The sequence below is a fragment of the Streptomyces sp. NEAU-sy36 genome (assembly GCF_013423905.1).
Taxonomy (GTDB): Bacteria; Actinomycetota; Actinomycetes; order Streptomycetales; family Streptomycetaceae; genus Streptomyces; species Streptomyces misionensis.
In genome coordinates, this window is record NZ_CP058977.1 from 7,886,936 (window position 1) to 7,906,392 (window position 19,457).

The 19,457-nt window shown below is 73.8% G+C and carries 19 protein-coding genes; 9 read left to right on the top strand and 10 right to left on the bottom strand.

The features are described from left to right. Positions 1-6 precede the first annotated feature (6 nt). The 3 genes from HZZ00_RS34650 to HZZ00_RS34660 are packed head-to-tail and all read right to left on the bottom strand — an operon-like array spanning position 7 to position 3,682. Positions 7-1,704, bottom strand: coding sequence for an L-aspartate oxidase (locus tag HZZ00_RS34650; protein WP_180330003.1), 1,698 nt, complete (start codon positions 1,702-1,704; stop codon positions 7-9). Continuing rightward, entirely contained in the window at positions 1,701-2,702 is a 1,002-nt protein-coding gene (gene panC, locus HZZ00_RS34655; RefSeq protein WP_180330004.1) for a pantoate--beta-alanine ligase, read from the bottom strand. The genes HZZ00_RS34650 and panC overlap by 4 nt, the downstream gene beginning before the upstream one ends. Next, positions 2,699-3,682: a Rossmann-like and DUF2520 domain-containing protein gene (locus HZZ00_RS34660; protein ID WP_180330005.1), complete on the bottom strand. Its 984-nt coding sequence runs from the start codon at positions 3,680-3,682 to the stop codon at positions 2,699-2,701. The genes panC and HZZ00_RS34660 overlap by 4 nt, the downstream gene beginning before the upstream one ends. A 196-nt stretch (positions 3,683-3,878) precedes the next feature. Here HZZ00_RS34660 and HZZ00_RS34665 point away from each other — a divergent pair, with 196 nt between their 5' ends. Beyond that, entirely contained in the window at positions 3,879-5,102 is a 1,224-nt protein-coding gene (locus HZZ00_RS34665; RefSeq protein WP_180330006.1) for a low specificity L-threonine aldolase, read from the top strand. Positions 5,103-5,140: 38 nt separating this feature from the next. Here HZZ00_RS34665 and HZZ00_RS34670 read toward each other — a convergent pair whose 3' ends face one another. Further along, positions 5,141-5,278: a hypothetical protein gene (locus HZZ00_RS34670; RefSeq protein ID WP_180330007.1), complete on the bottom strand. Its 138-nt coding sequence runs from the start codon at positions 5,276-5,278 to the stop codon at positions 5,141-5,143. 123 nt (positions 5,279-5,401) lie between these two features. On the opposite strand from HZZ00_RS34670, the gene HZZ00_RS34675 reads away from it, so the two are divergent. After that, positions 5,402-6,523: a DUF5937 family protein gene (locus tag HZZ00_RS34675; RefSeq protein ID WP_180330008.1), complete on the top strand. Its 1,122-nt coding sequence runs from the start codon at positions 5,402-5,404 to the stop codon at positions 6,521-6,523. A 117-nt stretch (positions 6,524-6,640) separates the two neighbouring features. Here the strand turns inward: HZZ00_RS34675 and HZZ00_RS34680 are convergent, their stop codons facing one another. Both HZZ00_RS34680 and HZZ00_RS34685 read right to left on the bottom strand, forming a co-directional pair. Next, positions 6,641-7,312 carry a response regulator transcription factor gene (locus HZZ00_RS34680; protein WP_180330009.1) on the bottom strand — a complete coding sequence of 224 codons (672 nt, stop codon included), beginning with the start codon at positions 7,310-7,312 and terminating at the stop codon, positions 6,641-6,643. A gap of 27 nt (positions 7,313-7,339) precedes the next feature. Further along, on the bottom strand, positions 7,340-8,545 hold the full coding sequence (locus HZZ00_RS34685; RefSeq protein WP_180330010.1) for a sensor histidine kinase: 1,206 nt from the start codon (positions 8,543-8,545) through the stop codon (positions 7,340-7,342). A gap of 118 nt (positions 8,546-8,663) precedes the next feature. Here HZZ00_RS34685 and HZZ00_RS34690 point away from each other — a divergent pair, with 118 nt between their 5' ends. Continuing rightward, positions 8,664-9,686, top strand: a complete 1,023-nt coding sequence (locus HZZ00_RS34690) for an SAM-dependent methyltransferase (RefSeq protein WP_180330011.1) — start codon at positions 8,664-8,666, stop codon at positions 9,684-9,686. Between the two features lie 19 nt (positions 9,687-9,705). On the opposite strand, the gene HZZ00_RS34695 is transcribed toward HZZ00_RS34690, so the two are convergent. The 3 genes from HZZ00_RS34695 to HZZ00_RS34705 form a co-directional block, all read right to left on the bottom strand. Next, positions 9,706-10,857 carry an NADH-quinone oxidoreductase subunit D gene (locus tag HZZ00_RS34695; protein WP_070022471.1) on the bottom strand — a complete coding sequence of 384 codons (1,152 nt, stop codon included), beginning with the start codon at positions 10,855-10,857 and terminating at the stop codon, positions 9,706-9,708. Between the two features lie 83 nt (positions 10,858-10,940). Continuing rightward, positions 10,941-12,152: a hypothetical protein gene (locus HZZ00_RS34700; protein WP_180330012.1), complete on the bottom strand. Its 1,212-nt coding sequence runs from the start codon at positions 12,150-12,152 to the stop codon at positions 10,941-10,943. Positions 12,153-12,248: 96 nt separating this feature from the next. After that, a complete protein-coding gene (locus HZZ00_RS34705; RefSeq protein WP_180330013.1) occupies positions 12,249-13,373 on the bottom strand; it encodes an esterase family protein in 1,125 nt (374 codons plus the stop codon). A 227-nt stretch (positions 13,374-13,600) separates the two neighbouring features. Between HZZ00_RS34705 and HZZ00_RS34710 the strand changes: the two genes are divergently transcribed. From HZZ00_RS34710 to HZZ00_RS34735, 6 genes are all read left to right on the top strand, one after another. Further along, positions 13,601-15,415 (top strand): phosphatidylglycerol lysyltransferase domain-containing protein, encoded by a 1,815-nt coding sequence (locus HZZ00_RS34710; protein WP_180330014.1) that lies wholly within the window; start codon positions 13,601-13,603, stop codon positions 15,413-15,415. A gap of 68 nt (positions 15,416-15,483) precedes the next feature. Then, positions 15,484-16,452, top strand: a complete 969-nt coding sequence (folP, locus tag HZZ00_RS34715) for a dihydropteroate synthase (RefSeq protein ID WP_257585524.1) — start codon at positions 15,484-15,486, stop codon at positions 16,450-16,452. Continuing rightward, positions 16,449-16,985 carry a nuclear transport factor 2 family protein gene (locus tag HZZ00_RS34720; protein ID WP_180330015.1) on the top strand — a complete coding sequence of 179 codons (537 nt, stop codon included), beginning with the start codon at positions 16,449-16,451 and terminating at the stop codon, positions 16,983-16,985. Before folP ends, HZZ00_RS34720 begins: the two co-directional genes overlap by 4 nt. 259 nt (positions 16,986-17,244) lie before the next feature. Continuing rightward, complete coding sequence (gene folB, locus HZZ00_RS34725) at positions 17,245-17,604, top strand: dihydroneopterin aldolase (RefSeq protein ID WP_070022467.1); 360 nt, start codon at positions 17,245-17,247, stop codon at positions 17,602-17,604. Next, a complete protein-coding gene (gene folK / locus HZZ00_RS34730) occupies positions 17,601-18,212 on the top strand; it encodes a 2-amino-4-hydroxy-6-hydroxymethyldihydropteridine diphosphokinase (RefSeq protein WP_070022466.1) in 612 nt (203 codons plus the stop codon). Before folB ends, folK begins: the two co-directional genes overlap by 4 nt. 58 nt (positions 18,213-18,270) lie before the next feature. After that, a complete protein-coding gene (locus tag HZZ00_RS34735; RefSeq protein ID WP_180330016.1) occupies positions 18,271-18,759 on the top strand; it encodes a DUF3180 domain-containing protein in 489 nt (162 codons plus the stop codon). A gap of 24 nt (positions 18,760-18,783) precedes the next feature. Here the strand turns inward: HZZ00_RS34735 and folE are convergent, their stop codons facing one another. After that, positions 18,784-19,389, bottom strand: a complete 606-nt coding sequence (gene folE / locus HZZ00_RS34740) for a GTP cyclohydrolase I FolE (protein ID WP_070022464.1) — start codon at positions 19,387-19,389, stop codon at positions 18,784-18,786. Between the last annotated feature and the right edge of the window lie 68 nt (positions 19,390-19,457).

Consider the following 19,457-nt stretch of genomic DNA (forward strand, 5'->3'; position numbering starts at 1 on the left):
CTGGTGTTACCGGGTAGGGGGGAAGTCTGCGGTGTCGGTGGGGCGCACCGCCAGCGAACGGTCCGGATCGAGCCGTACGACGATGTGGCGCCGCCAGTTCGCGTCGTCGCGCTCGGCGTGGTCCTCGCGCCAGTGGCAGCCGCGGGTCTCCTCGCGCAGCCGGGCGGCGGCGACCAGCACACGGGCCACGCACAGGAGGTTGGTGGCCTCCCACGTGTCCACGCCCGGCTCGGCGGTCTTGCCCTGCTCGGTGAGCGCCTCGCGGGCCTCGGTGTCCAGCCGCTGGAGCTGGTCCGCGGCCCGGGCCAGGGACTCGGCCGAGCGCAGCACGCCCGCGCCCTCGGTCATGATCCGCTGGACGGCGAACCGGGTCTCGGGGGCGAGCAGCGGGTGCGCCGGCTGCTCGGGGTGCGGGACGGGCGCGGGGACGCGGGTGCGCGGGCCGTGCGCGGCGCGCTCGGCGGCGATGTCCGCGGCGATCCGCTCGGCGTAGACCAGGCCCTCCAGCAGGGAGTTGGAGGCGAGCCGGTTGGCGCCGTGCACGCCGGTGCAGGCGCACTCGCCGCACGCGTACAGGCCGGGCACGGTGGTGCGGCCGTGGGCGTCGGTGCGCACGCCGCCGGAGGCGTAGTGGGCGGCCGGGGCGATCGGGATGGGCTCGGTGACCGGGTCGATGCCGTTGGCGCGGCAGGCGGCCAGGATGGTCGGGAAGCGGTGCTCCCACATCTCGGCGCCGAAGTGCCGGGCGTCCAGGAACATGTGCTCGGCGTCCTGCTCCTGCATCCGCCGGGTGATGGCCTTGGCGACGATGTCCCGCGGCGCCAGTTCGGCCAGCTCGTGCGTGCCCGTCATGAAGCGCACGCCGTCGCCGTCGACCAGGTGGGCGCCCTCGCCGCGCACCGCCTCGGAGACCAGGGGCTGCTGGCCCTCCGCGTCCGGGCCGAGGAAGAGCACGGTCGGGTGGAACTGGACGAACTCCAGGTCGCTGACCTCGGCGCCCGCGCGCAGTGCCAGGGCCACGCCGTCGCCGGTGGACACGGACGGGTTGGTGGTGGCGGAGAACACCTGGCCCATGCCGCCGGTGGCGAGCACCACCGCGGGGGCGTGCACCGCGCCCACACCGTCGTGCTGGCCCTCGCCCATCACATGCAGGGTGACCCCGGCGGTGCGGCCCTCGGCGTCCGTGAGCAGGTCCAGGACCAGGGCGTTCTCGATGGTGCGCAGGCCGCGCGCGCGGACCGCCTCGACCAGCGCGCGGGAGATCTCCGCGCCGGTCGCGTCACCGCCCGCGTGGGCGATCCGGCGGCGGTGGTGGCCGCCCTCGCGGGTGAGTTCGAGGGCGCCCTCGGCGGACTCGTCGAAGTGCGCGCCGGTGGCGATGAGCCGCCGTACCGCGTCCGGGCCCTCGGTGACCAGGAGCCGTACCGCCTCCTCGTCGCACAGGCCCGCGCCCGCCACCAGGGTGTCGTCCAGGTGCTGCTCGGGGGTGTCGCCCTCGCCGAGGGCGGCCGCGATGCCGCCCTGCGCCCAGCGGGTGGAGCCGTCGTCCAGGCGGGCCTTGGTGACGACCACCGTGGTCAGCCCGGCGGCCTCGCAGCGCAGGGCCGCGGTCAGACCGGCCACGCCGGAGCCGACGACGACCACGTCCGCCTCGATGGCCCAGCCGGGGGCGGGCGCGTGCAGTCGTATGCCTGTGCTGGTCACGAGGCGGCTCCGAGGGGTCCGAAGGTGAGCGGGATGTTGTCGATCAGCCGGGTGGCGCCGACCCGGGCCGCCACCGCGAGCACCGCCTCGCCGGTGTGGTCGTCGCCGATCTCGGTGAAGTCGGACGGGTCGACCAGGGCGAGGTAGTCCAGTTCCAGCGGCGGGTCGTAGTGGGCGGCGTCGTCCAGCACCTGGCGGGCGGCGGCGCGGACGGCCGCCGGGCCGCCGGGGGATGCCGTGGCCACCGCGTGCGCGTCGGCCGCCGCGCGGGACTCCCCTATCGCGCTCAGCGCCTCGGCCCGTGCCTGGGTGGCGGGCACCTCGCGGGCGCGGGCGCGCAGCGCCTCCTGCGCGGCGTGCCGGTCACGGCCCGCGAACAGGGCGCGGGACAGCGCGAGCGCGGTGCGGCGCTCGTCGGTCGACAGGAAGCGGTTGCGGCTGGACAGGGCGAGCCCGTCCTCCTCGCGCGCGGTCGGCACGGCGACGATCTCGATGCCGAAGTTCAGGTCCCGCACCATGCGCCGGATCAGGGCCAGCTGCTGGGCGTCCTTCTGGCCGTACAGGGCGACGTCGGGGCGGGTCAGGTGGAGCAGCTTGGCGACGACGGTGAGCATGCCGTCGAAGTGGCCGGGGCGGGAAGCGCCCTCCAGGCGTTCGCCCATGGGGCCCGCGGTGACGCGGACCTGGGGGTCACCGCCGGGGTAGACCTCCTCCACGGAGGGGGCGAACACGGCGTCGGCGCCGGCCTGTGCGGCGACCTTCAGGTCGGCTTCCAGGGTGCGCGGGTAGCGGTCCAGGTCCTCGTCGGCGCCGAACTGGAGCGGGTTGACGAAGACGGTGACGACGACCTCGCCGTCCGGGCCCGCGATCCGGCGCGCGGCGCGGATGAGGCTCGCGTGGCCCTCGTGCAGGGCGCCCATGGTCATCACGACGGCACGGCGGCCCTCGCGGGCGCGGGCGTGCAGCTCCTGGGCGGTGCTGAGCAGGGCGGTGGTCATCGGTCGTTCCCCTCGGTGCCGTTCGTGCCGTCGGTGCCGTCGCCGTCCGCGCGGCCGCTGCCGGTGCTGTCGCCGCCGGCGCCGTCGGCCAGCACGCCGAGCAGGTTCTCGGCGAGTTCCGGCTTGAGCAGCCCGGACGCGAGGGCGCGGTCGGCGGTGGCGCGGGCCATCGCCAGATAGCCGGCGACGGTGCCCGGGGCGTGCCTGCCCAGCTCGGTGATGTGCGCCGCGACGGTGCCCGCGTCGCCGCGCGCGACCGGTCCGGTCAGGGCCGCGTCCCCGGAGCGCAGGGCGTTGTCCAGGGCGGCGCCGAGCAGCGGTCCGAGCATCCGGTCGGGGGCCTCGACGCCGGCCGTGCGCAGCAGCTCCATGGACTGGGCGACCAGGGTCACCAGGTGGTTGGCGCCGAGCGCGAGGGCCGCGTGGTAGAGCGGGCGGTTCTCCTCGCTGATCCACTCCGGTTCGCCGCCCATCTCGATGACCAGGGCCTGGGCGGCCAGCCGCAGCTCCTCGGGCGCGGTGACGCCGAACGAGCAGCCCGCGAGGCGCTGTACGTCCACCGGGGTGCCGGTGAAGGTCATCGCCGGGTGCAGGGCGAGCGGGAGCGCGCCGGCGCGCAGCGCGGGGTCGAGGACCTTGGCGCCGTACCGGCCGGAGGTGTGCACCAGCAGCTGGCCGGGGCGCACCGCGCCGGTCTCCGCGAGGCCGGCGACCAGTGCGGGCAGCACGTCGTCGGGGACGGTGAGCAGCACCAGGTCGGCGCGCTCCAGGACCTCGGCGGGCGGCACCAGCGGCACGCCTGGGAGGAGGGTCTCGGCACGCCTGCGGGAGGCGTCGGAGACACCCGAGACGGCGACCGGGCGGTGCCCGGCGAGCTGGAGGGACGCGGCCAGCGCGGGGCCCACGCGGCCGGCGCCCACGACGCCGACGGTGAGCCGCGCGGGGCGGTCCTTGAGGTCTTGCTGGTGGACTGTACTCACGCGACGGCGGCCTTCCCGTTCCAGTCCGCTTCGGGTACCGGACGATGTACCGGACGATTTCTCGTCATGTTAACGCTATCTCGGTCCGCCGCCGACCGGTTGTCCACAGGCTGTGGGTTTCCCCACGCGGTCCCGCCCGGCCCCGGCCCCGGATATCCGGCTGCCCCGAGGGCGCCCGGCGCGGCATGATCCCCGCATGACTGACACCGACGCGACCGGCGCGCACCCGGCACAAGAGCCGACGGGACAATCGGAGACTTCGGAGCCTTCGGACCAGGACCGCAGGCGGGAGCGGTGGGCGGCCGTACGGCGGCGGGGCGCGCGCAGGCTGGGCGGCGCCCGCTGGGGCGGCACGATCCGCGAGCGCCTGGCGGACCTGGCCGGGGCGGGCGCCGAGGTGTACGACCTCGACGAACCGGCCGACGTGTACGGCAACCGGATCGTGGCCGCCCTGGAGGAGCGCACCGCCGCCCTGCTCGGCATGGAGGCCGCCGTCTTCTTCCCCACCGGCACCATGGCCCAGCAGGTGGCGCTGCGCTGCTGGGCGGGCCGCACCGGTGACACCGCCGTGGCCCTGCACCCGCTGGCCCATCCGGAGGTGCACGAACGGCAGGCCCTCAGCCAGGTCAGCGGGTTGCGTCCGGTCCGGGTGGGCGGCGGGCGGCGGCAGCCGACGGCGGCGGAGATACGCGACGTCGCGGAGCCCTTCGGCGCGCTGATGCTCGAACTGCCGCTCAGGGACGCCGGTTTCGTGCTGCCCACCTGGGAGGAGCTGACCGAGGCGGTGGCGGTGGCCCGGGAGCGCGAGGCGGTGGTGCACTTCGACGGCGCGCGCCTGTGGGAGTGCACCGAGCACTTCGGGCGCCCCCTGACGGAGATCGCGGGGCTGGCCGACAGCGTCTACGTGTCGTTCTACAAGTCCCTCGACGGCCTCGGCGGCGCCGCGCTCGCCGGCCCGGCCACGCTGGTCGAGGAGGCGCGGACCTGGCGGCACCGGTACGGCGGCATGATCTTCCAGCAGTTCCCGACCGCGCTGTCCGCCCTCATCGGCCTGGAGCGGGAACTGCCGAGGCTGCCCGCGTACGTGCGCCAGGCGCGCGTGGTCGCCGCCGCGCTGCGCGAGGGTTTCGCCGAGGCCGGCCTGCCGTGGACGCGGGTGCACCCCGAGGTGCCGCACACCCATGAGTTCCAGGTGTGGCTGCCGTACGAACCCGAGGTGGTCGCCGAGGCCGCGCTGCGCCAGGCGGAGGAGACCTCGGTGGCCCTCTTCGCGGGCGGCTGGTCCGGCGACGCCGCTCCCGGGCTGGCCCGCACGGAGGTGAGCGTCCGCGCCGCGGGCCTGGAGTGGACGGCCGACGACGTTCGGGCGGCGGCAAGGGACTTCGTGCTACGGCTGCCGTCGCCCGGAGGCACCCGCTAGGAGCCGGCGGTGGTGAGCCCCCGGCATACGCGGGCTCGCTACGACACCCGGCGGCGCAGCCTGCGCACGAGGGCGCGCAGCACGGCGAGGTCGTGCCGGCCGGGCGCGGGCGGGTGGGGCGTGCCGTGGGCCCGGGTGCGGTGCAGGTCGAGGAGGTACTGCTGGGTGATGCTCATGGCGGTCGCCTTCCGGGAACGTGGATGCCCTCAGGCTGCGCCCGCCCCTTGCCGATGTCCCGTGGATTGACCGCTGCCGTCAATCCACGAGGCGTTGTCGGTGGTCCGGTGCACGATGGGGGCATGAGCGTGACCATCGACATCACCGGCCTGGCCGCCGACGGGAGTGCCCCCGAGGCCGACAGGTGGGCGAGGATCTCCGTCGTCCCCTCGCCGCTGGCCGAGCTCGGGATGGCGCTGCACGTGCTCAGCGAACCGGGCCACCACCCGGAGCTGGGGGGCTGGACCGCCGCCGTCTCCTCCCGGCTGAGCCCCCATCTCGCCGACCGGCTGTGCGAGGCGGACTTCCTGTGGCGTACGACGTTCTCGGACGTCTTCTGGGCCTTCGCCGGCGTCCCCGGCGGCCGGGTGCTCCCCGGGGCCACGCTGGCCGAGGACCTGGAGCTGCTGGACAAACTGACGGACGACCAGTTCGTGCAAGCGGCCCTGGAGTTCACCTGCGGGACGCAACGACCCGGCACGCTGGACGACCCGGAGCTGCGCCGGCGCGCCCTGGACATGGCCGCCGCGCGCGGCCCGATGCAGGAGCGGTTCACCCGCCGGCTGCTGGAGGACCCGCCGGCCATCCGGGCCTGGCTGCGGCACCTGCTGCTCGACTGCGAGGAGGCCTTCTTCGCGGACACCTGGGCCCGGGTGCGGCCCCAGCTCGCCGCCGAGGCCCGGCACCGCACCGAACTGCTGCGCCGCAGGGGCCTGACCGAGGCCCTCTGCTCGCTGTCCGGGGCGTTCTCGGTGGACGAGGAGGCCGCGCTGATCACCGTCGACAAGCTGCCGGTGGTGCGCACCGCCACCGGGGACGGCGGCCTGGTGCTGGTGCCGACCAGCCTCGGCCGCCCCCACGTCCTGGTCCTGCACCGGTACGGCTGGCAGCCCGTGATCAGCTACCCGCTCAGCGGACCGCGCCCGCAGGCCCCGTCCGTCGCCGAACTCACCCGGCGCCTGGAGGCGCTGGCCCACCCGGTGCGGATGCGGCTGTGCCGCCATCTGGCGCGCGCCCCGCACACCACGGGCGAACTGGCCGACGCGTACGGCATGTCGGCGCCCGAGATATCCCGGCACCTGGCGGTGCTGAAGAAGGCGGGCCTGATCACCCAGTGCCGCCGCGGCCGGTACGTGCAGCACCAGCTGGACCTCTCGGCGGTGGCCCGGCTGGGCAGCGACTTCATCGAGGGCCTGCTGCGCTGAACCGCCCGGCCGGGGCGCGGCTCGGGCGAGACCGTCCAGGCGAGGCACGGATCAGCCGAGGCCGCCCGGCCGCGGTCTGCGGCTCAGCCGAAGCCGCCCGGCCGCGGTGTCTGCGGCTCAGCCGAGGCCGCCCGCGCGCACCAGGCCGGTCTCGTACGCCAGCACCACCACCTGCACCCGGTCGCGCAGCCCCAGCTTGGTCAGGATGCGTCCGACATGGGTCTTCACGGTCGCCTCGGACAGCACCAGGCGCGCCGCGATCTCCCCGTTGGACAGGCCCTGCGCGACCAGCACCATCACCTCGCGCTCCCGCTCGGTGAGCCGCTCCAGCTCCTTCTGCCGGGGGTCCCCGCCGCCGGAGGGCAGCATCGGCGCGAAGCGGTCCAGCAGCCGCCGGGTGGTGGAGGGCGCGACCACGGCGTCACCGCTGTGCACGGACCGGATGGCGGCCAGCAGCTCGCCGGGCGGCACGTCCTTGAGCATGAACCCGGAGGCGCCCGCCTTCAGCCCGGAGAAGGCGTACTCGTCCAGGTCGAAGGTGGTCAGGATCAGCACCTTGGGCGGGTCCGGCTGCGCGCAGATCCGCCGGGTGGTCTCCACCCCGTCGAGCTTCGGCATGCGGACGTCCATCAGCACCACGTCCACCGCGGTGGCGCGCAGCTTCTCCAGGGCCTCGACACCGTCGCCCGCCTCGGCGACGACCTCCATGTCCGGCTGGGCGGCGAGCACCATCCCGAACCCGGTGCGCAGCAGCACCTGGTCGTCGACGAGCATCACGCGGATCGTCATCCGGTCCCTCTTCCCTGTCCTTGTTCGTCAGTGCGCCGGCTTGAGCGGCAGCAGGGCGCTGATCCGGAATCCTCCGCCCGGCCGCGGCCCGGCGTCCAGGGTGCCGCCGACCATGCCGACGCGCTCGCGCATGCCGATCAGGCCGTGTCCGCGGCCGTCGGCGCCGCCCTCCTCGTACAGCTCCTGGGGGGCGCCCTTGCCGTCGTCCTCCACGAGCAGGCCGAGGCCGTCGTCGAAGTAGACCAGCCGGACGCTGGCGCCCGCGTTGGGCCCGCCGTGCTTGCGGGTGTTGGTGAGCGCCTCCTGCACGATCCGGTACGCGGTCAGCTCCACCCCGCTGGGCAGCGGGCGCGGGGTGCCCTCCACCTTGAAGTCGACGGGCAGCCCGGAGCCGCGGCACTGCTCGATCAGCTCGTCGATCTGCTCGACGTCGGGCTGCGGGACGTACTCGCCGCCCTCCTGGTGCTCCCCGGTGCGCAGCACGCCCAGCAGGCGGCGCATCTCGGCGAGGGCCTGCCGGCCGGTCGAGGAGATCGTCTCCAGGGCCGTCCTGGCCTGGTCGGGGGCGGTGTCCATGACGTAGGCGGCGCCGTCGGCCTGCACCACCATCACGGACACGTTGTGCGCGACCACGTCGTGCAGCTCGCGGGCGATCCGGGCGCGCTCGGCGGCGACGGCGACCTTGGACTGCGCCTCGCGCTCCTGCTCCAGCCGGGCCGCGCGCTCCTCCAGCTGGGCGAAGTACGCGCGCCGGGTGCGCATGGAGTCGCCGAGCACCCAGGCGAGCGCGAAGGGCACGATCTGGAAGACCACGATGGCCAGGCGGCCGAGGAGGCTGGAATGCTCCGCCGGCCAGCGCAGCTGCGCCATGGGCGCGGCGCAGAAGCTGGCGACCAGGGCGAGCCGGGACGCCCAGCGCGCGCCCATGGTGGCGACCGTGTAGGCGATCACCAGCATGGCGAAGTCGGCGACGGACGTCTCCACGTCCAGCACCAGCTGGGCGAGGCCGGTGGCGAGCGCGACCAGGAGCATCGGCTCCGGGAAGCGGCGGCGCAGCGCGACGACGAGACACAGGACGGCGGAGACGGCGACCGCCGCGGCCAGCGGTGCCCGGTGCGCCGGCGACCCCTGGAGATTGGCCTCGCTCAGCACCGACAGCCCGAACAGGACGACGGCCCAGAAGGAGTCGACCCCGGTCGGGTGACGGCGGAGGAAGTCGTAGAGGCGCTGCACGTAACCCAGAGTAGGGAAACGGAATGCCCGACCGGGTCAACCGGAGGGCCGATCCGGGCCCCGCGCACGTACTCCCCAAGGTGGAGGAGATGATCATCTGTGCGCCTACCCTGGTCCGGTGACGGACGGCAGGACGGGTGAGCAGCGGCGCGCGCCGGGCGCGGGCCCGCGCGGCTGGCGGGCCTTGACCGAGGCCGCCCTGTACGGCCCGGACGGCTTCTTCCGGCGGCCGGAGGGACCCGCCGGGCACTTCCGCACGTCGGTGCACGCGTCGGCCCTGTTCGCGGCGGCCGTGGCGGAGCTGTTGTGCCGGGTCGACGCGGCACTGGGGCGGCCTGCGGCGCTGGACTTCGTGGACATGGGGGCCGGGCGCGGCGAACTGGTGACGGGGGTGCTCCGCGCGCTGCCGGAGGAGGTGGCCGCGCGGGTGCGGCCGTACGCCGTCGAGATCGCCGGCCGCCCCGCCGGCCTGGACGGCCGCGTCACCTGGTGCGACGAGCCGCCCGCGTCGGTCACCGGGCTGCTGTTCGCCAACGAGTGGCTGGACAACGTGCCCGTGGACGTGGCCGAGACGGATGCCGCGGGCGTGCCCCGGTACGTGCTGGTCGGCGACGACGGCGCCGAGCGGCCGGGCGAGCCGGTGACCGGCGCGGACGCGGACTGGCTGGCGCGCTGGTGGCCGCTGCCGGCCGAGGCGGGGAAGCGCGCGGAGCTGGGGCGGCCCCGCGACGAGGCGTGGGCGGCGGTCGCCGGACGGGTGGTACGGGGGCTCGCGGTGGCCGTCGACTATGCGCACACCGCCGGCGCACGCCCTCCGTTCGGCACCCTCACCGGCTTCCGCGAGGGCCGCGAGACGACGCCGGTGCCGGACGGCAGCTGTGACATCACCGCCCATGTCGCCCTGGACGCCTGCGCGGCCGCGCTCCCGGCCCCCGCGCGGCTGCTCACCCAGCGCGACGCCCTGCACGCCCTCGGCATCACCGGCGCACGCCCCCCGCTCACGCTGGCCGCCACGGACCCCGCCGGCTATGTGCGGGCCCTCGCGGGCGCCGGCGAGGCCGCGGAGCTGACCGCGCGCGGCGGCCTCGGCGACTTCGGCTGGCTGCTGCGGCCGGCCGGCATCCCGGACCCGCTCGGCTGACCCGCGCCGGGCGCGCGGACTACTTGTCGATGTCGCCGACCACGAAGAACATCGAGCCGAGGATCGCCACCATGTCCGCCACCAGCGTCCCGGGCAGCAGCTCGGTCAGCGCCTGGATGTTGTTGTACGACGCCGAGCGCAGCTTGAGCCGGTACGGCGTCTTCTCGCCCTTGCTGACCAGGTAGTACCCATTGATCCCGAGCGGGTTCTCGGTCCACGCGTAGGTGTGTCCCTCGGGCGCCTTCAGGACCTTCGGCAGGCGCTGGTTGACGGGCCCGGGCGGCAGCTCGGCGAGCCGGTCCAGGCAGGCGTCCGCGAGGTCCAGCGCATTGTGCGTCTGTTCGAGCAGCACCTCGAAACGGGCCAGGCAGTCGCCCTCGCTCCGGGTGACGACCTTCAGCGTGTCCCGCAGTTCGCCGTACGCCAGGTAGGGCTCGTCGCGGCGCAGGTCGAAGTCGACGCCCGAGCCGCGCGCGATGGGCCCGCTCACGCCGTAGGCGTGCACCGCCTCGGGGGCGAGCGCCCCCACCCCGCGCGTGCGCCCCCGGAAGATCTCGTTGCCGAGCACCAGGTCGTCGAAGACGTCCATCCGCGAGCGCACGGCGGCGACGGCGGCCCGCGCGCGGCCCGCCCAGCCGGCCGGCAGGTCCTCCTTGAGGCCGCCGACCCGGTTGAACATGTAGTGCATGCGCCCGCCGGAGACCTCCTCCATGACGTTCTGGAGCACCTCGCGCTCGCGGAACGCGTAGAACACGGGGGTGATCCCGCCCAGTTCCAGGGGATAGGAGCCGAGGAACATCAGATGGTTGAGCACACGGTTCAGCTCGGCGAGCAGCGTGCGCGTCCACACCGCGCGCTCGGGCACCTCCATGCCGAGCATCCGCTCCACGGCGAGGACCACGCCCAGTTCGTTGGAGAACGCCGACAGCCAGTCGTGACGGTTGGCGAGCATGATGATCTGCCGGTAGTCGCGGGCCTCGAAGAGCTTCTCCGCGCCCCGGTGCATATAGCCGATCACCGGCTCGGCGTGCACGATGCGCTCGCCGTCCAGCACCAGCCTCAGCCGCAGCACGCCGTGCGTGGAGGGGTGCTGGGGGCCGATGTTGAGCACCATGTCGGTGCTTTCCGCGGCACCGCCGATCCCGACCGTGGTCTCCGTCGTAGGAGTCATGGCTCCAGTTTCCCCCATGCCCGGACGCGCGAGGGCCCGGCTTCCGCGTGGGGAGGCCGGGCCCGGCGTGCGGCGTGCCGTCGTCAGGAGGCCGCGCTGCGCAGCCCCTGGACGTCGATCTGCTCGGTCTCGTCGTGCGCGGTCAGGTCGATGACCTGTCCCACGCCGTGCGCATCGTCGCCGGCGGGCTTGAACCCCGCCTCCTCCTCGGCCTTGTGCACGGCCAGCGCCTCCTGGCCGACGACATCGGCCAGGTCCTCGTTCTGCACGGCGTCCAGCGCGGGCTTCGGCGCGGCCTTCTGCGGGCCCGCGCCCTTCTGGGTGCCGAAGAAGTCGAATCCGCCCGAGGTCGTCGGGCGCCGCACGGGCGGTGCCGGTACGACGGCCACGGCGGTCGGCACCGTGAAGTGCCCGTCGGCGGGCGTCCCGGCCGCGTCGACCGGCTCGGGGGTCCCGGCGGGCTCGGACGTCTCGTCCTGGGCCCCGGTGGCCGCGGGGGCCTGCGGAGCGGTGGCCGCGGGCCGTGCCTCGGCGGGTCCGGCGTCCTCGGACGGCGCGGGCGCACCGTCCGGCGCGGCTATGTCCCCGGCGGCGTCGTCCCCTTTGGCGGCGGCCGGGCCCTCACCCCGCGTCCCGGACCCGCTGCCGCGCTCCCGGTCGAACGCGGCCAGCGCCCGCAGCGCCTGCCCGTACAGCTTCGCGCCCTCGGCCGAGAACACGTCGTACGTCTTCTCCGGCACCCCGGCGGCGGACGGCTCCGCGCTCCGGGCCGGCGGCAGGGCCGGCGAGGCCGACGGCAGCGAGGCGGCCGGGCGCGCGGCGGACGGCAGCGCGGGCGTCCCGGACTCGATCTCCAGCAGGCGGCGGCCCTCCAGGGCGCTCGCGCGCTCGGTCTCCGCGGTGGCGTAGCGGCGCAGCAGGGCCGCGTGCTCGTTGCGCAGCCCGGCCAGCTCGGCGCGCTTGGCGCGCAGCCGCTGCTCCAGCTTGGTGCGCAGTTCGCGGGATTCCTCCAGGTCGGCCTCCAGCTCGGCGACCCGTTCCTCGAACCGCCACTCGTCACCGGCCCGGGCGCGGGCGAGGTCGGCGACCTGCTTGCCCGCGTGGATGTCCCAGCGGCGCATCACGAACGCGCCGGCGAGCGCGGTCACCGCGGCGGCTCCGGCCAGCACGCGCAGCACCGCGGCCTCGGAGAACACCCAGGGACCCAGCGCGCAGGCGACGGAGACGCCGGCGATGGCGGAGGGGGGCAACAGCCGGTGCAGAGGCGGGGAATGGCGGTGGCGTCCACGTGGCATGGCCAGAAACTTACCGCGCGTAGGCGATTCATGGGTCCCCGCCCCGCAAAAACACGGCCATACCGTGTCCCTCACGGGGCGTCAGGATCCGGGGGTTCAGTGCGAGACCAGCCGGGTGCCGAGCCACTGCAACGCCTCGGGGATCTCCCGCCGCCAGGTGTTGAAGTTGTGCCCTCCGCTCGGAAGGATGATCGAGGAAATCCTGGTCACGTTCGTGTTCTGCACGCTCTTGATGAATTTGAGCGTGTCCTTGTAGTTGTGCTCACCGATTTTGCTGCTGGTGACGAGCAGTGAGGTTTCGGGGGCCGCCTGGTGCCTGAGCACCCAGAAGAGGTTGGCACGATTGCGCAGGTTCGCGTCACCGTGGAAGAGGTCGCCGGTGGTGGGGTCGATCGGCGCGTTGTAGTACGGCGACAGGCCGACGGCGGCGGCGTACGACTTCGGGTGGTGCATGGCGATCTTCAGCGCGCAGTAGCCGCCGGTCGAGTCGCCGATGATGCCCCAGCTCGCGGGCGTCTTGTCCACCCGGTATCGAGCCATCACCGAGTCGCGCAGGTCCTTGGCGAAGAACGTCTCCGTCTTCGGGCCCCCGGGCACGTCCACGCACTCGGTGTCCCGCGGCGGGGCCACCGCCGGGCGCATCATCACCAGGATCATCGGCTGCATCCGGCCGCTCTTGGCGAGCTGTTGCGCCGTGCTCGGGTAGCGCAGCTTGTCCACCAGCGCCTGCGCGGTGCCCGGGTAACCCGTCAGGACGACGGAGACCGGGAACTTGCGGTCGCGGTTGCGCGGCTGGAAGTACTCCGGCGGCAGGTACACGAACGCCGGCGCCCCGATGCGGGTCGTACGGCCGAGGATGTCGACCTTCTGGATCTGCCCGGCCACCTGCGGCGCCCCGCTGCTCACCCCGGCCACCCGGGAGGTGGCGACCACCTGGATCGGGCTGCGGGCACCGTCCGCTATGTGGTCGACGACCACGCCCTGGCCGTTCTCCTGGCCGAACAGGTCCGCCCAGCTGGCGTAGAAGCCGAACGCCTGGTTGGCGGCGAGCCCCACCGAGGCGAACAGCGCGAGCTGGGTGACGAGCAGCAGGCCGATCCGTCCGCCGACGGCCCGCCAGCTGTGCCGGGCGAGCCGCGGCCACAGCCACACCGTGCCCGCGAACAGCACCACGGCGAACACGATCGCCAGCACCAGCACCTTGTTGCTCGTCAGACCCATGGCTCTTTCCCTGCCTGCGCTCTCGGCCCGTGCCGCGCCCACGCGCCGTCGCGTGGGTTTGCCCGGGGCTTTCCTCGGCCTTTGACCCGACTTTCCGGAGGGGAGTGAACCTCTCTCCCCGAGACACCGTCCTAGAGGGCGCAATGTCACCGGATGCCCGATCGGGCCCGGGTCCAAGGTCTCTCGCAGAACTACGGGATGCGATGTCTGTCAGGATAGATGGGGAAATGTCGGGCGGGGTTCCGGGCCGATCGAGCCGGGCGCTGCGCATACCGCGCGGCCCGCGCCCCGAGGCCGTCCCCGGCCTGGTCGGCAGGGCGGTCGCGCTCGTCGGCCTCCTGGACATCGCCGCAGGAGTCTTCCCGCGCTTCCGTCACAGCCGTATGCACGCCCTGGCCGAGGTGCTCCCCGGTTCCTTCGGACCGTTCGCCGCGGCCCTCTCGCTCAGCGTCGGCGTGCTGTTGCTGCTGCTCGCGCACGGACTCAGGCGGCGCAAGCGTCGTGCGTGGCGTGCCGCGGTCGCGCTGCTGCCGGCCGGCGCGGTGAGCCAGTTCGCCTACCGCCACTCGCTGGCCGGCGTGCTGTTCGCGGTCGTCCTGCTGGTGCCGCTGATCTGGCACCGCCGGGAGTTCGCGGCCCTGCCGGACCCGCGCAGCCGCTGGCGCGCACTCGCCAACTTCGTGCTGATGAGCGCCGGTTCACTCGTGCTCGGGCTGGTCATCGTCAGCGTCCACCCGCACCGCACGATCGGCGATCCGAGCCTGGCCGACCGGCTCACCCACGTCGTCTACGGCCTGTTCGGCTTCGAGGGCCCGGTCGACTACCAGGGCAACACCTCCTGGACCGTCGCCTTCTCCCTCGGGGCGCTCGGCTGGCTCACCGCCGTCACCACCATCTACCTGGCCTTCCGCCCCGAGCACCCGGCCGCCCACCTCACCGAGGACGACGAGACGAAACTGCGGGCGCTGCTGGCCAAGCACGGCCGCCGCGACTCCCTCGGCCACTTCGCGCTGCGCCGCGACAAGGCGGTCGTCTTCTCGCCCAGCGGCAAGGCCGCCGTCACCTACCGCGTCATCTCCGGCGTGATGCTCGCCAGCGGCGACCCCATCGGGGACGTCGAGGCCTGGCCGGGCGCCATCGAACGCTTCATGGACGAGGCCAGGGCGCACTCCTGGACGCCCGCGGTCGTGGGCTGCTCGGAGACCGGCGGCGAGGTGTGGACCCGCGAAACCGGGCTGGACGCCCTGGAACTCGGCGACGAGGCGGTGGTGGACGTCGCGGATTTCTCGCTCGCCGGGCGCGCCATGCGCAACGTCCGGCAGATGGTCAAGCGCATCGAACGGGCCGGTTACGAAACCCGGGTACGGCGCATCCATGACCTCGGCGAGGCCGAGCTGGACCGCATCCGGCGGGCCGCGGAGGACTGGCGCGGCACCGACACCGAGCGCGGCTTCTCCATGGCCCTCGGCCGGATCGGCGACCCGGCCGACGGCGACTGCCTCATAGCCACCGCCCACAAGGCCGACGACGCACCGGGCGAGTACGGCGACCTGAAGGCGATCCTGCACTTCGTGCCCTGGGGCGAGGACGGCGCCTCGCTCGACCTGATGCGGCGCGACCGCAGCGCCGACCCGGGCATGAACGAGCTGCTGATCGTCGCCGCCCTCCAGGCCGCGCCCAGGTTCGGCATCACCCGCGTCTCGCTGAACTTCGCCATGTTCCGCTCCGCCCTCGCCCGCGGCGAGAAGATCGGCGCCGGTCCCGTGCTGCGCGCCTGGCGCGGGCTGCTGGTCTTCCTCTCGCGCTGGTTCCAGATCGAGTCGCTGTACAAGTTCAACGCCAAGTTCCAGCCGCGCTGGGAGCCGCGCTTCATCGTCTACCGCGCGACCACCGACCTGCCCCGCATCGGCTTCGCCACCATGCAGGCCGAGGGCTTCGTCAACCTGGCCCTGCCCATGCCCCGCTTCCTGCGGCGCCGCCGCCCGGCCGTCGAACGCAGGTGCGCGCACACCGTGAGCGAACGCGACGCCCGCGCGGCATGAACCGACCGTCCGGCGCCGCCCCGGCCCTACGGGCCGTCGCGGTGCCGCCCGGGGCCTACGCTGAACGTATGAACAAGCTCAGCGGGCGCGGCCGAGTGGCGGGCCTTCCGGCATGGGACCGGTGCGCGGTCATGGGGGTCGTGAACGTCACCCCCGATTCCTTCTCCGACGGCGGCCGCTGGTTCGACACGACGGCCGCCGTCAAGCACGGCCTCGACCTCGTCGCCGCGGGCGCCGACCTGATCGACGTCGGCGGCGAGTCCACCCGCCCGGGCGCCACCCGGGTGGACGAGGACGAGGAGCTGCGGCGGGTCATCCCGGTCGTGCGGGGCCTCGCCGCCGAGGGCGTCGTCGTCTCCGTCGACACCATGCGCGCCTCCGTCGCGGCCCGGTCCCTGGAGGCCGGCGCCGCCCTCGTCAACGACGTCAGCGGCGGCCTCGCCGACCCCGAGATGGTCCCGGTCGTCGCCGCCGCCGGTGCCCCCTTCGTCGTCATGCACTGGCGCGGCTTCCTGGCGGGCGGCGGCGTCCACGGCGTGTACGAGGACGTCGTCGGCGAGGTCGTGGACGAACTGCGCGCCCGGATCGACGCCGTCCTGGCCGGCGGCATCGCCCCCGACCGGATCGTCGTCGACCCCGGTCTCGGCTTCTCCAAGGAGGCCGAGCACGACCTCGCCCTCCTGGCCCACCTCGACCGGCTGCGCGCCCTCGGCCACCCGCTGCTGGTGGCCGCCTCCCGCAAGCGGTTCCTCGGCCGGGTGCTCGCCGGACCCGAGGGCGCTCCCCCGCCCGCGCGGGAACGCGACGCCGCCACCGCCGCCGTCTCCGCACTCGCGGCGCACGCCGGCGCCTGGGCCGTACGCGTCCACGAGGTGCGCGCCACGGCGGACGCCGTACGGGTCGCGCGCGCGGTCGAAGGAGCACGCGCCACCGCGGGTACGGCGCCCGTCCCGGCGGACCCGGCGGCCGACGAGGCGCACGGAACCGGCCACGCCCCCGGCGCCGCCGGCGGACACATCGCGGACGGAGCCCGGTGAGCGCCCCCCACACCGACGTCGAACAGGTCGAGGCCGCCAACACCGCCTTCTACGAGGCCCTCGAACGCGGTGACTTCGAGGAGGTCTCCGACCTCTGGCTCACCCCCGCCGACCTGGGCGTGGACGAGGAGTACCACGACCCCGCCGACAGCGGCGTGATCTCCTGCGTGCACCCCGGCTGGCCGGTGCTCACCGGCCGCGGCGAGGTCCTCAGGTCGTACGCCCTGATCATGGCCAACACCGACTACATCCAGTTCTTCCTGACCGATGTGCACGTCTCCGTCACCGGTGACACCGCGCTCGTGACCTGCACCGAGAACATCCTCAGCGGCGGCCCCGCCCCAGCGGAGGGCGACGAACTCGGACCCCTGGTCGGCCAGCTCGTCGTCGCCACCAATGTGTTCCGGCGCACCCCGCTCGGCTGGAAGCTCTGGTCCCACCACGCCTCACCCGTCCTCGCCGACGGCGACGACCCCGAGGACGGCGAGGGCGGCGCGAATGGCGTGAATCCGGACGACGACCCCCTCGCCTGAGCGGGTAGGGAACCGACGACGGCGCACCGGGACCGAGAAGTGGTTGGAATCACCTACCCCGGGGTATGACGGGCTACCAGCCCATGACGCGGCGGGGTTCCCCGGGGGGAACGAGCGGTGGGACCCTCCCTGTCCCGGCCGGGCCCGGGCCCCTGGGACCCGGGCCTGTCGGCGCCCGCAGGTAGATTCGTCTGTGACCGGTGTGTCGCCCGCACGCGGTACGGGCCGGTCGTTCCCGACGATTGCAGGAGTGATTCGCGTGGATCGTGTCGCGCTGCGCGGCCTGAAGGCCCGCGGGCACCACGGTGTGTTCCCCAAGGAGCGCGAGGAGGGCCAGACCTTCCTCGTGGACATCGTCCTGGGCCTGGACATCCGGCCGGCCGCGGCCGACGACGACCTGACGAAGACCGTGCACTACGGCATCGTGGCCGAGGAGGTCGTGGCCGTGGTCGAGGGCGAGCCGGTGAACCTCATCGAGACGCTGGCCGAGCGGATCGCCCAGACCTGCCTGAAACACGAGGGGGTCCAGGAGGTCGAGGTGTGCGTGCACAAGCCCGACGCCCCGATCACCGTCCCCTTCGACGACGTGACCGTCACCATCACCCGGAGCCGAGTATGACCCGACCTTTCGTCCAGGGTCACAGTGACCCGACCGTCCAGCCGGTGCCCGCCTCGGTCGTCGAGAAGGTGGACGCGGCCGACACCACCCTGCAGAACCCCAAGTGGGCCGTGATCTCCATCGGGTCCAACCTCGGCAACCGCCTGGAGACCCTCCAGGGCGCCGTGGACGCGCTGGAGGACACCCCCGGCGTGCGCGTCAAGGCCGTCTCGCCCGTCTACGAGACCGAGCCCTGGGGCGTCGAACCCGGCAGCCAGCCGTCGTACTTCAACGCGGTGGTGGCCCTGAAGACCACCCTGCCGCCCTCCTCCCTGCTGGAGCGCGCGCACGCCGTCGAGGAGGCCTTCCACCGCGTCCGCGACGAGCGCTGGGGCGCGCGCACCCTGGACGTGGACATCGTCGCCTACGCCGACGTCACCTCCGACGACCCGCAGCTGACCCTGCCCCACCCGCGCGCCCACGAACGCGCGTTCGTCCTCGCGCCCTGGCACGACGTGGACCCGGCGGCCCAGCTGCCCGGCCGCGGCACCGTGGCCGAACTGCTCGCGGCCGTCACCCGGGAAGGCGTCGAGCCACGCACGGACCTGGAACTCCGACTGCCCGAGTAGTCGTTAAGGTCAAGACGACCACCACCGGGACCCGGTCCGGGGGAACTGAAGGGACACCGTGAGAGAGCTGCGCATCAGGGTGCTGATCGGCGTGTTCGTCGTGGCGGGCATCCTGTCCTGGGCGGGCGCCCGCCTCTGGAACTCGATCGGGACCCTGCCCGGCGTCCCCCTGGCCGCCCCCATCGTCCTCGCCCTGATCGCAGTGGTCCTGCTGTCCACGGCGCTCTCGATCCGCTCGCGCCTCAAGGCCCAGCGCGAGCGCCGCCCCGGCGCGAAGGGCGTCGACCCGCTGATGGCCGCCCGCGCGGTCGTCTTCGGCCAGGCCAGCGCCCTGGTCGCCGCCCTCGTCGCCGGCATGTACGGCGGCACGGGCGTCTTCCTGCTGGAGCTCCTGGACATCCCCACCCGCCGCGACCAGGCCTTCTACGCGGGCTTCTCGGTCCTCGCGGGCCTCGCCGTGATAGCGGCCGCCCTCTTCCTCGAACGGGTCTGCAAGCTCCCCGAGGACGACGACCAGGACCACCCGGGCGCGGAACCGGCGGCGTGACCGCCGGCTCCCCCGGGCTCCGGCTCAGCGCGCCATGATCAGGCTCATGGCCTCGTTGCGGGTCGCCGCGTCGCGCAGCTGACCGCGCACCGCCGACGTTATGGTCTTGGCGCCCGGCTTGCGGATACCGCGCATCGACATGCACATGTGCTCGCACTCGACGACCACGATGACGCCCCGCGGCTCCAGGATCTCCATCAGGGAGTCCGCGATCTGCGTGGTGAGTCGTTCCTGCACCTGCGGCCGGCGGGCATAGACGTCCACCAGACGCGCCAGCTTCGACAGACCGGTGATCTTCCCGGAGACCGACGGGATGTAGCCCACGTGCGCCACGCCCCGGAACGGCACCAGGTGGTGCTCACAGGTCGAGTACACCTCGATGTCCTTCACCAGGACCATCTCGTCGTGCCCCAGGTCGAACGTGGTGGTGAGCACGTCCTCGGGCTGCTGCCACAGCCCGGCGAAGATCTCCTTGTACGCCCGCGCCACCCGAGCCGGCGTCTCGCGCAGCCCCTCGCGGTCGGGGTCCTCGCCGACCGCGATCAGCAGCTCGCGTACGGCATTCTCGGCGCGCTTCTCGTCGAACTCGCCGACGGGGCGCTCGCTGTCCAGCGTCACCGGGTCGGTCATCTGGTGCCTCGTTCCTGTCGTCCCACGTGCGTGCATACGAAAAATGCCGCGCCCCCCAGGCTAGAACC

Coding starts and splice junctions, on each gene's coding strand:
- HZZ00_RS34700 (WP_180330012.1), bottom strand. CDS start 12,152: ATGCCACGTGGACGCCACCGCCATTCCCCGCCTCTGCACCGGCTGTTG.
- HZZ00_RS34670 (WP_180330007.1), bottom strand. CDS start 5,278: ATGAGCATCACCCAGCAGTACCTCCTCGACCTGCACCGCACCCGGGCC.
- HZZ00_RS34710 (WP_180330014.1), top strand. CDS start 13,601: ATGTCGGGCGGGGTTCCGGGCCGATCGAGCCGGGCGCTGCGCATACCG.
- HZZ00_RS34675 (WP_180330008.1), top strand. CDS start 5,402: ATGAGCGTGACCATCGACATCACCGGCCTGGCCGCCGACGGGAGTGCC.
- HZZ00_RS34695 (WP_070022471.1), bottom strand. CDS start 10,857: ATGACTCCTACGACGGAGACCACGGTCGGGATCGGCGGTGCCGCGGAA.
- folE (WP_070022464.1), bottom strand. CDS start 19,389: ATGACCGACCCGGTGACGCTGGACAGCGAGCGCCCCGTCGGCGAGTTC.
- HZZ00_RS34680 (WP_180330009.1), bottom strand. CDS start 7,312: ATGACGATCCGCGTGATGCTCGTCGACGACCAGGTGCTGCTGCGCACC.
- panC (WP_180330004.1), bottom strand. CDS start 2,702: ATGACCACCGCCCTGCTCAGCACCGCCCAGGAGCTGCACGCCCGCGCC.
- folK (WP_070022466.1), top strand. CDS start 17,601: ATGACCCGACCTTTCGTCCAGGGTCACAGTGACCCGACCGTCCAGCCG.
- folP (WP_257585524.1), top strand. CDS start 15,484: ATGAACAAGCTCAGCGGGCGCGGCCGAGTGGCGGGCCTTCCGGCATGG.
- HZZ00_RS34705 (WP_180330013.1), bottom strand. CDS start 13,373: ATGGGTCTGACGAGCAACAAGGTGCTGGTGCTGGCGATCGTGTTCGCC.
- HZZ00_RS34665 (WP_180330006.1), top strand. CDS start 3,879: ATGACTGACACCGACGCGACCGGCGCGCACCCGGCACAAGAGCCGACG.